Genomic DNA, 15,202 nt, shown 5'->3' with positions numbered 1-15,202 from the left:
AACACTGTATAAATTAACAGTTAATTGACTGGATGGATAAACAGTATGTTAATTGGTTTAGAAGTTAAAAATTTTGCAATCGTAAGTAATTTAAGCACCGAATGGCGCAGCGGTATGACTGCGATCACAGGTGAGACAGGTGCTGGTAAATCTATTGCTATTGATGCCCTATCGCTATGCTTAGGTGAGCGCGCTGAAGCATCAGCAGTTCGCCCAAGCTCTGATAAAGCAGAAGTATGTGCACAATTTGACTTAACAGATCTACCACTCGCTCAAGCATTTTTAGAGCAACATATGCTAAGCACTTCTGACAACGAGTGCTTATTACGTCGTGTTGTTTGTAAAAATGGCCGTAGTAAAAGCTATATTAATGGTAGTGCAGTTACCGTATCACAATTAAAAGAACTTGGTCAATATTTAATATCTATTCATGGACAACATGCCCACCAATATTTATTAAAAGCAGAGCATCAGTTACAGCTTTTAGATGCCTATGCAGGGCATCACCACTTAGTAAACTCAGTAAATAAAAACTATAAACAGTTTGCTAACTTACAAAAAGAATTTAAACACTTAGAACAACAACAGCAGCAACAAGCAGCGCAAAAACAATTGTTAGAGTATCAAGTTGCTGAGCTTGATGAATTTGCATTACAAGAAAATGAGTTTGATTTAATTGAGGCTGAGCATTACAAACTAAGCAATAGCCAAACAATATTAGAATCGTGCCAACGTGAGTTACAACACTTATATGAAAGTGATGAGCAAAACGCTTGCTCATTACTACAGCACAGCGCTCAACAATTTACCGAACTGGCTCAATATGACGAAAGTTTAGCAAGCGTAGCTGCTATGCTTAGCGAAGCCGCTGTACAAGTTGAAGAAGCAAGCCGCGAAGTGCGCAATTACACTGAGCAAGCAGATTTAGACCCGGCACGCTTAGTTGAAGTAGAAAATAGGCTAAGTGGAGCGATGGATTTAGCGCGTAAGCATCATATAAAACCACAGCAGTTAGTTGAGTTTCATCAATCGATTGCTCAAGAACTTGAGTCAATAAGTAATAATAGTAATCGTCTGGAGCAGCTTGAGTCAGAAATAGAAAGCGCGTTACTTAGTTACAAGCAAACTGCTGATGAATTAAGTAAAAGCCGCTGCGAGTATGCTAATACACTTAACACACTAATAAGTGAAAGCATGGCTAATTTATCAATGGAAAACGGTGTTTTTGAAATAGCCTTAACTCAAGAGAGTAATCGTACACCAAACAGCCTAGGCTTTGATAATGTCTCGTTTTTAGTATCAACTAATCCAGGGCAACCACTTCAGCCATTAGCTAAAGTAGCATCAGGTGGTGAGCTTTCTCGTATAAGTCTTGCTATACAGGTAATTATTGCCCAAAAAGTAACAACCCCAACACTTATTTTTGATGAAGTTGATGTAGGTATTTCTGGCCCAACGGCATCTGCTGTAGGTAAGTTATTACGCCAATTAGGTAAATCAACTCAAGTAATTTGTGTTACTCATTTACCGCAAGTTGCCAGTAGTGCACATCAGCAATTTTTTGTAGCTAAAGAAATAGCACAAGGCGAAACGTTTACTCATATGCTGCCTTTAAATAAAGATGGCCGTATTAATGAAATAGCCCGTTTACTTGGCGGCGATAACATAAGCAAAACAGCTAAAGCAAATGCTAAAGAACTAATAATGGCTCACGCCTAATGTGTTAGTAAATAACGTCTTCAAGGATTAAATAATGCACAGTACTTTAGTTGATTTTTGTATAATTTTAAGTTGGTTGTTATTAGTACTAAGCACCTGTTTAATTATATTTAGTAAATATAAACATACTTGTTTTAAACAACGTTTATTTAAGTTTTTAAATAGCTTTTTAGTTTTTCAACTAATCGTTGTGGCCTATTACTTTACTAGCGAAAAAATAAATGGACTAAGTGATTTAGGTGTTAGTTATTGGGTTTTAATTACAATGCAGATTGCGTGTATTGTAATATGCTACATGAGCTTAAAACGCAGAAAGGCTAAAATAAGGCCATCCCTTGATTCGTTTTCAATGGATTAAAGTAAATAAACATTTAAAAAGAGCACGTTCTGTTTTTACCTTGCTCTTTTGCTTTATAAAGTAGTTCATCAGCATGCTTAATATCTAGGTCAATTGAGCGCTCAGCGTTTGCAGCTGTGATGCCAATACTTAGCGTTATATTTACACTATCTGAAAATAAGCTTACAGCTGAAGCTTTAAGGGCATTATGGATTTTTTCTGCAACGAGCTCGCCCTCATCAACGGTTACATTTGGAATCACAATTAAAAACTCCTCACCGCCCCAACGTGAAGCAATCGCATTTTGCGGAATATTATTTTCAAATGTTTTGGCTAAATGGATAAGAGCTTCATCGCCAAAATCATGGCCGAATTGATCATTAATTTTTTTAAAATTATCTACATCAGCTAATAGTATTACAAATGGAATATTATTATTTTTAAGCTCATTTTTAAAAGCTATAAGCTTATTCATAGTGAAACGACGGTTTGGCAGATTAGTGAGTGGATCTATAGTTGCTAAAAATTCATTTTTTTGGCTTAAAGCAATTAATTTACTGCTGTATTTTTCTCTTGAAAATTCGTAATAACCACTCAGCGATGCAACAATTATAAAAGCGAGTATGATTCTGACTGGAAACTGCTCAGGATTGTAGTCATATATATTAAATGTATCAGCGCAATAGAAACCGAGAACAATCGCCGATAAAAATAAAATAATATCAAACGTCCCTCGTTTAAGCCCTCGAATTGAATAAGTAACAGGAGACACTATAAATATCCATATAGGCCCTGTACCTTGTGCTCCTCCTGTAAGTACCAGATAAAACATCAGTGCATACAGGTTATATAAAATTACAGTTGCAGACTTCTCTACACCTCTGCCTATATTAAACGCCGATAAGTAAACAAACGAAGAAACAACCAAAGTAAATGCTAATAAATAGCTGCTGTTAATAAATGCTAAGCTAGCCATCGAAAACGTTGCTATAAAGCCTATTGAGGAAAAGAACCGAACAATGAGCTTCCTTTCTAAATTGTTTGAATATTCGTACATAATTTCTATTTATTTATTAATGTATAAAAGCAAACTTATAGATATAAAGTAAGCAAACCGTAAACAGCGTGCAATAATGAACCTACTTTATATTTAAATCAACTATTAAGGTTAGTAATTAGCACTGACAATTGTGCACATATTTTTAGCCTCTTGCATTTATCTCAGGTAAGTACATTTTTACGATATTAAATTGCTCGGCACTAATACCATTTGCTAAATTATATAAGTACGCCCTTTTATTCCTGCAATAATCGAACTGACTGGTAGTCAAAAAATAATTTAAACCTGCATAGTTAAAGATGGTAGTAACTATTCTATGAATTGTGCCTGGACCGAGTAAACAACACATTAATCAATAAAAGTGCCGTTACAAAAAAAATACACGCATTATACCAATCCGCGATAATACTCAATCAATTTCAAGGATTGAACTTGGCGCTAACTGCGTTAAAACTTTCGAGATACGACTGCATGAATACAAAGCAATGTAGAGGTAATTGCCGAGAACACCTAAGTAACGAAACTTTAGCCTCATTATCGACATAATTTTGTTATTTCAAAATAGATTACTTAATTAAGCGAATTGGTATTAGAGTATATAAACGACATAGAAGAAAGAAGTGTCGATAACGTTTATATATATGAAACGAGCCCTGAAAGCCGCTTAGTAGATACCCAAAGAAATCGCATTTGGCTTAGAAAGAACAACCCATAATAACAAAGCAGTTTCTCTGAAAGTTACTATATAAGGTTTCTACATGAAGTTACTAACAAAAGGTGTTGTTCAAGAAAGCCATACAAAAGGTGGTATAAATATAGCCCCATTTGTCACTAATTACGTTGACATTACATTTGGATAAAACAAATAAAAAAGCAAGCCACTTGGCTTGCTTTAAATATCGTTATTTTAACACGAAAAATTAAACTTTTAAGTAATCCATAATACCTTCTGCAGCGTTACGTCCTTCAAAAATAGCAGTTACCACTAAATCTGAACCACGTACAATGTCGCCACCAGCAAATATTTTAGGGTTAGTAGTTTGATGTGTAAACTCACCTTGTTCTGGTGCGTTAATACCGCCCCAGTTGTTTATTTCTACATCGTATTTTTCTAACCAATCCATTTTGTGAGGTTGGAAACCAAACGCCATAATAACTTGATCAGCTTCAATAACATGTTCTGAACCAGGTACTTCTTCAGCACGGCTTCTGCCTTTTGCGTCAGGTTCGCCTAATTTAGTTTTAACCATTTTAACGCCGGTCACTTTACCTTTATCGTTCAATACAATGCCTTTAGGCTGAACGTTATACGTAAATATAACGCCTTCTTCTTTCGCGTTTTTAACTTCACGTTTAGAGCCTGGCATATTTTCTTTATCACGACGATAAGCACACGTTACTTTTGCAGCATTTTGTCGAATAGACGTACGCACACAGTCCATCGCTGTATCACCACCGCCAAGTACAACTACTTTTTGATTAGCCATATCAATACACGGTTGTTTTGTCTCGTCGTAGCCCATTACACGGTTCGTGTTACCAATCAAAAACGGCAATGCATCGTGAACACCCGCTGCATCTTCATTTTCAAGACCTGCACGCATACTCTGATACGTACCAACCCCTAAAAACACAGCGTCGTAATCAGCTAAAATTTGATCAAGTGTAATATCAACACCTACTTCAACATTTAACTTAAATTCTACGCCCATTTCAGTGAAAATTTCACGGCGCTTTTGCATTACTGATTTTTCAAGTTTAAAAGAAGGAATACCAAATGTGAGTAGTCCACCTATTTCTGGGTGACGATCAAACACCACGGGTTTAACACCGTTGCGCACCAAAATATCAGCACACCCTAAACCTGCAGGGCCCGCACCAATAATGGCTACTTTTTTGTCAGTCCATGTTACATAAGACATATCAGGCTTCCAGCCCATTTTAAATGCCTCATCAGTAATGTATTTTTCAATATTACCAATTGTAACAGCACCAAACTCTTCATCGAGCGTACACGAGCCTTCACACAAGCGGTCTTGTGGGCAAACACGCCCACAAACCTCTGGTAAGCTATTTGTACGATGAGAAAGCTCAGCCGCCTCTATAATACGGCCCGTGCGTATTAACTTTAACCATTGTGGAATGTAGTTATGTACTGGACATTTCCACTCACAGTATGGGTTACCACAATCTAAACAACGGTCAGCTTGTGAGTTAACCTGATTCTCTGAAAAGGGTTCGTAAATTTCTACGAAAGATTTTTTACGTGACGAGATTGGTTTTTTGCGTGGATCTACACGCTGCACGTCTATAAATTGATATACATTTTCGCTCATACTGCCCCCTTATTGCGCCTGAACACGTAGTTCGGCACTACTGCGAGCGCGATGCCCGAGTAAACTTTTTACGTCACTTGAGATTGGCTTAACTAATTTAAACATAGGTAAGTACAATTCAAAGTTAGCCAAAATACTTTCTGCTCTGCATGAACCTGTAAGCTCTAAGTGCTCAGCTATCAATCCACGTAAATGCTCTTGATGCGATGTTAATTCATCAAGCGTTACTATTTCGACAAGCTCTGGATTAATGCGTTTTTCAAAATCATTTCGCTCATCTAAAATATAAGCAAAACCACCTGTCATACCCGCGCCAAAGTTAACGCCTACATTGCCCAGTACACATACAACGCCGCCCGTCATGTATTCACAACAGTTGTCACCTACACCTTCAACAACCGCTTGCACACCTGAGTTACGTACTGCAAAACGCTCGCCTGCACAACCTGCAGCAAACAGCTTGCCGCCTGTTGCACCGTATAAACATGTGTTGCCTGCAATTGTGGCTTTGTGACTTTCGAACGAAGAGCCAAGTGGTGGACGAATAACTAGCTTACCGCCCGCCATGCCTTTACCTACGTAATCGTTTGCATCGCCAACCAGTGTCATTTCAAGGCCACCGGCATTCCACACACCAAATGATTGACCGGCAGTACCGTGTAGCTCAATTGCTACAGGATCTGCCGCCATACCTTGGTTGCCATATTTATCGGCAATATAGCCAGAAAGCATTGCACCTACCGATCTGTCCGTATTACAAATACGACTTACTAGTGAAATACCGCTTGAAGCATCAATTGCCTCTTGTGCTTTAGCAAGCAAACTTTCGTTTAACTTACCTAAGTAATGCGAGCTATTTGGCGCGCTACAATAAAGCGTTTCGCCAGTTGGGTTATTTGGCTGAGCTAAAACAGACGATAAATCAATTTTCTTCTGTTTTGCTGTTTTGCCTTCAATTGCTTCAAGCAAATCTAAACGACCGATTAAATCAGTTAAATTTACAACACCCAAGCTTGCCATGATTTCACGTGCTTCTTGCGCTATAAACTTAAAGTAGTTCATCGCCATTTCTGGTAAGCCGTGGTAATGCTTTTGACGAAGTGTTTCGTCTTGTGTTGCAACACCGGTCGCACAGTTATTTAAATGGCAAATTCGTAAGTATTTACAACCAAGCGCAACCATTGGGCCGGTACCAAAGCCAAAACTTTCTGCACCTAAAATTGCCGCTTTAATTATATCTAAACCCGTTTTTAAGCCACCATCTGTTTGCAAGCGAATACGATGACGCAGTCCATTTTCAACAAGGGCTTGCTGCGTTTCTGCAAGTCCTAGTTCCCATGGGCTACCTGCATATTTAACTGAAGTAAGTGGGCTTGCGCCTGTACCGCCGTCGTAGCCAGAAATAGTAATTAAATCGGCATACGCTTTAGCAACACCCGTTGCAATGGTTCCTACGCCTGGTTCTGAAACCAGTTTTACAGAAATAAGTGCTTTAGGGTTTACTTGTTTCAAATCGAAAATTAGCTGTGCTAAATCTTCAATTGAGTAAATATCGTGATGTGGTGGTGGCGAAATTAATGTAACACCTGGAACAGAATAACGAAGCTTAGCAATATACGGGGTTACTTTTTCACCCGGTAATTGTCCGCCTTCGCCTGGTTTTGCACCTTGCGCTACTTTAATTTGAATAACGTCAGCACTGCGTAAGTAATGCGGCGTTACGCCAAATCGACCTGAAGCGACTTGCTTAATACGCGAGTTTTTCTCGGTACCATAACGCAGCTTATCTTCACCGCCTTCACCAGAGTTTGAACAACCACCTAAGCGGTTCATTGCAATTGCTAGAGCCTCATGCGCTTCTGGCGATAATGCACCAATACTCATTGCTGCTGAATCGAAACGCTTGTATAGGTTTTCTGCAGGCTCTACATCATCGATGCTAATGCCTTGCTCTGGAATTTTAAGCGCAAGCATGTCACGTAAAGTGGCAATAGGACGCGTATTAACAAGTTTTGCATATTCACTGTAATCACTATATTCACCAGAACGAACTGCTTTTTGCAGGGTTTGGATTACATCAGGATTATAAGCATGATACTCGCCGCCATGTACGTACTTAAACAAGCCGCCGTGGCTTAATAATTTACGCTTACTTAGAGCGAGTTTGTGTAAGCTTTGCTGATCGTCATCAAAGTCGGTAAAGCATGCGCCCTGTATGCGACTTGCCACACCTTTAAAGCACATTTGTACAATAGCGTCAGATAAACCAACCGCTTCAAACAACATTGAGCAGCGATATGACGCAACCGTACTTATGCCCATTTTAGACATGATTTTGTATAAGCCCTTGTTAATGGCTTTACGGTAAGCAAGAGTTACTTCGCAATACGACTTATTAATAATTTTGCTGTCGCTCATCGCAACTAACGATTCATACGCAAGGTATGGATAAATTGCCGTAGCACCAAAGCCTAATAACACAGCAAACTGATGCGCATCACGCACGCTACCGGTTTCAATGATAATGTTTGATTCACAGCGAAGATTGTTATCAACTAATCGTTTTTGTACCGCACCTACAGCCATAGCTGCTGGAATCGGCAAATTTGCTTCATCAAAGTTACGGTCAGTTAAAATAAGCATGATACAACCAGCGGCTGCTTTTTCTTGTGCTTGGTCACAAATACGCGTTACCGCATTTTCTAAACCTTCTTCAACTGTGTAGGTAATATCAATTTTACAGTAGCTGTAATGCGCTTCATCAGCATTTAATAGCTGCTGCATGTCTGCGTACATTAAAATTGGCGTATCAAACTGTAGGCGCTTAGCGTGGCCTGTTGTTTCGTTAAATACGTTTTGCTCACTACCAATACATGTCGCAAGTGACATTACATGATTTTCACGCAGTGGATCGATAGGTGGGTTTGTTACTTGCGCAAATTTTTGGCGGAAGTAATCATAAAGCGAACGATGCCCTTCACTAAGCACAGCAAATGGCGTGTCATCACCCATTGAGCCGGTTGCTTCTTGGCCGTTTTCACCCATTACACGAATAACACTATCAAGCTCTTCGTTGGTATAACCAAACATTTTTTGATATTTAGCTAGCGTTTCGTCATCAAATGAGCGATTACCGGCGTCTTGCTCAGTAAGCTCTTCAAATGGTACTAAACGTTTAACGTTCTCTTCAAGCCATGACTTGTAAGGATGGCGAGACTTTAAATCTTGATCGATTTCATCTGAGTGCCAAATTTTGCCAAGCTTAGTATCAATAACTAATAATTCACCTGGACCAACACGGCCTTTTTCAACCACTTCATCGGCAGTGTAATCCCAAATACCCACTTCTGATGCAAGCGTAATAAAGCCATCTTGTGTAATTACATAACGCGCTGGGCGAAGTCCATTACGGTCAAGGTTACAAGCCGCAAAACGACCATCCGACATAACAATACCTGCCGGGCCATCCCATGGTTCCATATGCATAGAGTTAAAGTCGTAAAATGCACGTAAATCGTCGTCCATTGCACGGTTTTTCTGCCATGCAGGTGGCACGAGCATACGCATAGCGCGGAATAAATCCATGCCACCAGCTAAAAATAGCTCAAGCATATTATCTAGGCTTGATGAATCAGAACCGGTTTCGTTTACAAACGGCGCTGCGCTTTGTAAATCAGGAATAAGCGGTGACGCAAACTTATATGAACGTGCGCGTGCCCACTGGCGGTTACCTTCAATAGTATTAATTTCACCATTGTGTGCTAAATAGCGGAAAGGTTGAGCTAAAGGCCAACGCGGCTGAGTATTAGTAGAAAAGCGCTGATGGAAAACACAAATCGCACTCGTCATACGAATATCAGCTAAATCCAGGTAAAAATTTGGTAAATCTGCAGGCATCATTAAGCCTTTATAGATAGTTACCAAACCAGATAAACTTGCGATATAGAAAGCTTCGTCATCAACAATGCGCTTTTCAGCGCGGCGGCGTGCTACATATAAGCGACGCTCTAAGTCTTTAGAACGCCAACCTTCTGGCGCGCTAACAAAAATTTGTTCAAAACCTGGTAATTGCTGTACAGCAATAGGACCCAACATAGATGGGTCGGTTGGCACAACGCGCCAACCTAAAATATTTAACGTTTCTTTTTCTAATTCTTCGCTAAGTATTTGTTTTGCAGCTTGCGCTAAAACAGGGTCTGAATTTAAAAATATCATACCCACTGCGTAGTTTTTGCCTAAGTGCCAGTTATGTTCACTAGCAATAGCACGGAAAAAGCTATCTGGTTTTTGTAATAATAAACCACAGCCATCACCTGTTTTACCATCGGCAGATATACCGCCACGGTGCTGCATGCGATCAAGCCCCGTAATAGCAGTACGAATAAGCCTATGACTAGCTTGACCATTAACTTGGGCTATTAAGCCAAAGCCACAATTTTCTTTTTCTAACTTTGAGTCGTATAACATAGACCCCTCCCCTTGCTGCACTGTTAGCGTGGATGAACTGCTCGACGATTTGCTAACAGACGGACAAAACTAGCCTCTATCGTAAATAGAGTCAATAGCACTTTGAATACATATTCACATTATTGAATATTTCTCACTTCATAGCAAGATTTCTTTTTATCATTATTTTTAACATTTAGCGTTATTTTAACCACTATTTTTTCATGACACTGGTGTCAAGTTTAACATATTGTAAAAAACACGAGCCTTCAGCGTGCCAGCTTACGTAAACGTAAAGGCAACCGAAAGTGAATAAGTATTCAGCGCTAGAGGGGCTATTCAGTTAACATTTAGATAGTTTTATGCTATTTCATTACTTTAATGGCTTAACATCCCCGATTATTGCTGCTCATTAGTATAGTTATGAAAATTCATGTCATTTTTTGTACGTTAATAGTGAATTTTTATTTAAAACTATGTCCGATGCGGACACATAAACTGTCCGCGGACATAAATTTCAATAACAAAAAAACAAAATAACTTAAATATCAATAGGATAATAATTGGCATATTAATCGTATAGCTTTATATATAATCGCTAATTGGAATTACTATGTTTACTCTAAGCTTATTTTTACTCTCTCCTATTGCCGCTATTTGCACAGCAGCTTTATTACTGCTGTGCGAAAAATACATAAAAGCAATTTAGGGGAAATTAAATGATTAAAGATACCAGCGCACAAGACGTACAAGTAAAGGCACCTATAAGCTATAAAAAATACGCGATAATCACTGCGATTGTTTTCATTGTGGTCTCTGCAATTGCTTATATTTTTTTAACGAGCCATAGCGCTAAAAGCTCTATTAGCCGCTCAAAAGTACAGATTGCAAAAGTACATGTTAAAGCGCTCATTCGAGACATTGCCGCCAGTGGTAAAATTGTTGCTGCTAATGCTCCTAAAATCTACAGTCCAGAACGTGGATTTATAGATTTAAAAGTAAAGGCCGGCGATACAGTAAAGCAAGGCGACACACTTGCCCTGCTGCAAAGCCCTGAGTTAACTAATGAATTGAAGCAACAGGAGTCTGTACTTAAAAGACTTGAAGGCGAACAGCAAAGGCAACATTTGCAAGCAAGACGCCAAACACTCACTTTAAATAAAACACTCGATATGGCACAAGTCGAGCTTAACGCCGCTGAGCGCGAAAATCGTCGCGCACAGTTATCAATACAAAAGCACTTAATTAGCCAAATTGATCTAGAAAAAGCAGTTGATGATTTATCCCGAGCTAAGCTCTCCTATAAGCATGCGCAGCAAGAGGTATTGCTTGCCAAAGACACGCTCGCTTTTGAACTACAAGCTGCTAAAAGTGATGTAACCCGCCAACAACTTATTGTTGATGACTTAATCCGAAAAGTAAGCAACCTATCTATTAAAGCTACCGTTACAGGGATCGTGGGTAACCTATTAGTGCAACAAAAAGCTGCAGTGACGCAAAGCCAACCTCTTATGACTCTCGTCGACTTAAGTAATTTTGAAGCCGAACTCCAGGTTCCTGAAAGTTACGCAAACGAATTAGGGCTCGGTATGGAAGTAGAGCTTAAGTTAGGCAATGAAACAGTGATGGGGAATTTATCCGCCATATCACCAGAAGTTAATAATCGTGAAGTAACAGCACGCGTCCGGTTTAAAGGTGTTACTAACAACATTCGTCAGAACCAACGCTTAACTGCACGTATTTTACTCGACAACCGAGAAGGTGTAATGCAAGTAAAGCGTGGTGCATTTATGCAGCAAGGCGGAATTATAGCTTATAAAGTCGATGGCAATATCGCAAAGCGTATACCTATTATAATAGGCGCCACCAGCATTAATGCGGTTGAGCTTTTAAGCGGACTAAAAGAAAACGATGAAATTATTATTTCAAGCTACAGCGACTTTAAGCAAGCCAACACGATTTTATTAAATTAAACAGACGTTCTCAACCAACGCTAAAAATAATTAGGAACAACCATGTTACAAATGAACAATGTAAGTAAAGTATACCAAACAGAAATGGTACAAACCCATGCGCTTCGAGATTTTAATCTGCAAGTAAACGAAGGCGAATTTATTGCTGTTACTGGTCCTAGCGGCTCAGGAAAAACAACCTTTTTAAATATTGCAGGTATGCTCGAGCCTTTTAACGAAGGTGAATACCTGTTGGATGGCGTTAATGTTGGCAGCCTAAACGATAACCAACGTGCTGATTTACGTAATCAAAAAATTGGCTTTATATTCCAAGGCTTTAATTTGATCCCCGATTTAAATTTATATGAAAACATAGAAGTTCCTCTTCGCTACAGAGGGATTAAAGCAAATGAGCGAAAACGTCGAATTGAGCAATGCCTTGAACAAGTTGGTTTAGCATCTCGCGCTAAACACTTACCTCAACAACTCTCCGGTGGCCAGCAACAACGTGTTGCAATAGCCCGTGCGCTTGCTGGTGAACCTCGTTTTTTACTTGCCGATGAGCCAACAGGTAACCTTGACAGCTTAATGGCTCGCCAAGTTATGGAGTTACTTGAACAAATCAATCGCGACGGTGCCACTATTGTAATGGTAACGCATGATAGCGAATTAGCCCGCCGTGCTCCGCGTAATATTCAAGTAGTTGATGGGCAGCTTGCCGACTTTACACTTTATCAGGGCGCGCAAACTATAAAAACAGCATCGGGGGTTTAACTAATGTTTATTCATTATTTAGATTTAAGTTGGCGCAGCTTCAAGCGCACCCCACTGGTTAGCTTTTTAATGGTACTTGCCATTGCGATAGGTATAGGCATAACAATGACCAGCCTTAGTGTTTATCACATGATGTCGGCCGATCCTATCCCAGAAAAAAGCAGCCAACTTTACAGTGTGCAATTACAAACAATGGACGATGGTAGTACGTGGTGGACAGAAGATAACATGCCACTGCAACTGACCTATCAAGATGCTGAGAACTTATTAAACGCACCCACGTCAGAGAAAAAAGTGGCTATGATGCGTACCGGCTTTTCAGTTTATCTGGACTCCGACAAAATAAAACCTTTTATAGGTAATGCTCGCATGACAACGCCTGACTTTTTTAGCATGTTTAATTTGTCATTTCTATACGGAGGGGCTTGGAGCAAAGAGCAAGAAGACTCAGCCGCACCTGTGGTTGTTATTACCCAAGAGATAAACGATAAACTATTTGCAGGACAAAACTCCGTCGGAGAACTGATTTACTTAGATGATGCAAGCTATCAAGTAGTTGGTGTTATTAACCATTGGCCTCTCAATATTAAATATTATGATTTAAATAACGGTGCATTTAATCAAGTAGAAGAGTTATTTATGCCCTTTAGCTTAATAAAGGCAAAAGAGCTCGTAAGTTGGGGCAATAGCAATGGATGGAAACACGAAAATACACCAACCTTTGCAGATAAACTGCAATCTGAGCAAGTATGGATCCAGTTTTGGGCAGAGCTAAATACGCTTGAACAAAAACAAGCCTATCAAAATTACTTATTAGCCTATATGCAAGAACAACAAAAACGTGGTCGATTTAATCGTAAAGAACTTGAGTATAAACTTCGCGATGTAAACCAATGGATGCAATACAACAACGTCGTCACCGAAGACAATAAAATTTTAGTGGGCCTGAGCTTTATGTTCTTAGGTGTCTGCTTAGCCAATATTTTAGGTTTACTTTTAGCTAAGTTTTTACGCAGAGCGCCAGAAGTAGGTGTAAGGCGCGCATTAGGTGCTAGTAAAAGGCAAATATTTTTACAGCACTTAGTTGAGGTCGCCATGCTTGGCTTTATAGGTGGCATGCTAGGGATTGTACTAGCACAACTTGGCTTAATGGGCGTAGGGCAAAGCTACGACTACTATGAAAACTTAGCAACAATGGATTTAACTATGCTATTGAGCGCCCCATTGATTGCAATTACAACCTGCATTTTGGCTGGTTTGTACCCAGCTTGGCTAGTGTGCAAAACCAACCCTGCCATTTATCTTAAGAGCCAATAAGGAATTTAACAATGTTAGAAATAAAACCTATATTCAACGCCTTATGCCGCTCAAAGGTGGGGGCTGTATTACTGCTAATTCAAATTGCAATCACAACGGCAATAGTCAGTAATGCTGCATTTATCATTCAAGACAGAATTAGCTATTTAAACCAAGAAACGGGCTACCCTGAACAAGATATATTTAAGTTTAATGTAATGACCTTTGGTACTGATATTAACTTAAGTCAGCAGTTTGAGCTTGATGAAAGCATGCTTAGAAAAATGCCAGGCGTGGTCGATGCCGCATTAAGCAGTAGTATTCCGCTATCAGGGAGTGGCAGCGCTTCGAGCTTTAATTTAAAACCTGCTCCACAAGAAGGCCTAAGTGTCAGGACCGCTTATTTTTTTATAGATGACCACGCAATTAATACCTACGGCGTTAACTTAATTGCAGGGCGAAACTTTACCGAAGATGAAGTGCTCGTTACAAACGAAATTACACAAAAGCGCACCAACGTCACTATAGTCACTAAAGCCTTACTTGATGAGCTCTACCCTGATGGAGATGGTTTAGGGAAAATAGTTTATTTTGGCGACCTACCACTTAAAATTATTGGCGTAATCGGAAAAATGAAAGGCCCGTGGCTCAAAGACAGTAAACCCGATAATCTTGCGTTTATTCCTTATATTAAAGCAGCAAGTTATGCACAAGTTGCCGTTCGTACAGAGCCTGGTCAGCGAGCAGCTGTAATGAAAGAAATAGAAAATGCTATGCTCGAAAATTACAGCAAACGCGTTATTAATAACATTAAAGGACTTGATGAATTAAAAAATGAGTATACCGCTCAAGATCGCCTCATGATGCGCATGCTCATAGTATTAATCACTATTTTAGTGCTTATAACCGCTCTCGGTATTTTTGGCTTAACCTTATTTAATATTAGCAAACGTACTAAGCAAATTGGTACACGCAGAGCACTTGGCGCAAGAAAGTCAGCTATTGTTAGCTACTTTTTAGTAGAAAATGCATTAATTTGTAGCCTAGGTTTAGCCTTAGGTGTAGTAACTGCAATACTGCTTGGGAAAATGTTAATGCAGTATTTTTCTGTAGCTGCACTACCGCCAAGTTATATAGCCGTTACCGCCATTGCCGTATTTTTAATGAGCTTACTTGCGGTATTAGCGCCGGCTAAACGCGCTGCTAATATTTCGCCCAGTATCGCAACTCGCACTATTTAATAATATGTAAATCACTATGCTACACTGCTTAGTAAGGCAGT

The 15,202-nt window shown here is 39.5% G+C and carries 8 protein-coding genes; 5 read left to right on the top strand and 3 right to left on the bottom strand.

Translation table 11 applies throughout. The annotated features are described in order from the left end of the window. The first annotated feature begins 45 nt into the window (after positions 1–45). Complete coding sequence (gene recN / locus AAEY62_RS10940; RefSeq protein WP_350634937.1) at positions 46–1,719, top strand: DNA repair protein RecN; 1,674 nt, start codon at positions 46–48, stop codon at positions 1,717–1,719. A 371-nt stretch (positions 1,720–2,090) separates the two neighbouring features. On the opposite strand, the gene AAEY62_RS10935 is transcribed toward recN, so the two are convergent. From AAEY62_RS10935 to gltB, 3 genes are all read right to left on the bottom strand, one after another. Then, entirely contained in the window at positions 2,091–3,032 is a 942-nt protein-coding gene (locus AAEY62_RS10935) for a GGDEF domain-containing protein (protein ID WP_024590836.1), read from the bottom strand. Between the two features lie 1,004 nt (positions 3,033–4,036). Further along, complete coding sequence (locus AAEY62_RS10930) at positions 4,037–5,452, bottom strand: glutamate synthase small subunit GltD family protein (protein WP_007584567.1); 1,416 nt, start codon at positions 5,450–5,452, stop codon at positions 4,037–4,039. Between the two features lie 9 nt (positions 5,453–5,461). After that, positions 5,462–9,919, bottom strand: coding sequence for a glutamate synthase large subunit (gltB, locus tag AAEY62_RS10925; protein ID WP_165734955.1), 4,458 nt, complete (start codon positions 9,917–9,919; stop codon positions 5,462–5,464). 698 nt (positions 9,920–10,617) lie between these two features. Between gltB and AAEY62_RS10920 the strand changes: the two genes are divergently transcribed. Genes AAEY62_RS10920 through AAEY62_RS10905 form a run of 4 tightly spaced genes read left to right on the top strand, consistent with a single transcriptional unit; the run spans position 10,618 to position 15,161 of the window. After that, complete coding sequence (locus AAEY62_RS10920; protein WP_024590834.1) at positions 10,618–11,871, top strand: efflux RND transporter periplasmic adaptor subunit; 1,254 nt, start codon at positions 10,618–10,620, stop codon at positions 11,869–11,871. A gap of 42 nt (positions 11,872–11,913) precedes the next feature. Further along, a complete protein-coding gene (locus AAEY62_RS10915) occupies positions 11,914–12,624 on the top strand; it encodes an ABC transporter ATP-binding protein (protein WP_004335374.1) in 711 nt (236 codons plus the stop codon). Between the two features lie 3 nt (positions 12,625–12,627). Beyond that, positions 12,628–13,941, top strand: coding sequence for an ABC transporter permease (locus tag AAEY62_RS10910; RefSeq protein ID WP_024590833.1), 1,314 nt, complete (start codon positions 12,628–12,630; stop codon positions 13,939–13,941). An 11-nt stretch (positions 13,942–13,952) separates the two neighbouring features. Continuing rightward, on the top strand, positions 13,953–15,161 hold the full coding sequence (locus tag AAEY62_RS10905) for an ABC transporter permease (RefSeq protein WP_024590832.1): 1,209 nt from the start codon (positions 13,953–13,955) through the stop codon (positions 15,159–15,161). Positions 15,162–15,202: the final 41 nt, after the last annotated feature.

Source organism: Pseudoalteromonas sp. GW168-MNA-CIBAN-0100, from assembly GCF_040309225.1.
Lineage (GTDB): Bacteria > Pseudomonadota > Gammaproteobacteria > Enterobacterales > Alteromonadaceae > Pseudoalteromonas > Pseudoalteromonas arctica.
This window is presented reverse-complemented; position numbering and strand designations above follow the sequence as displayed.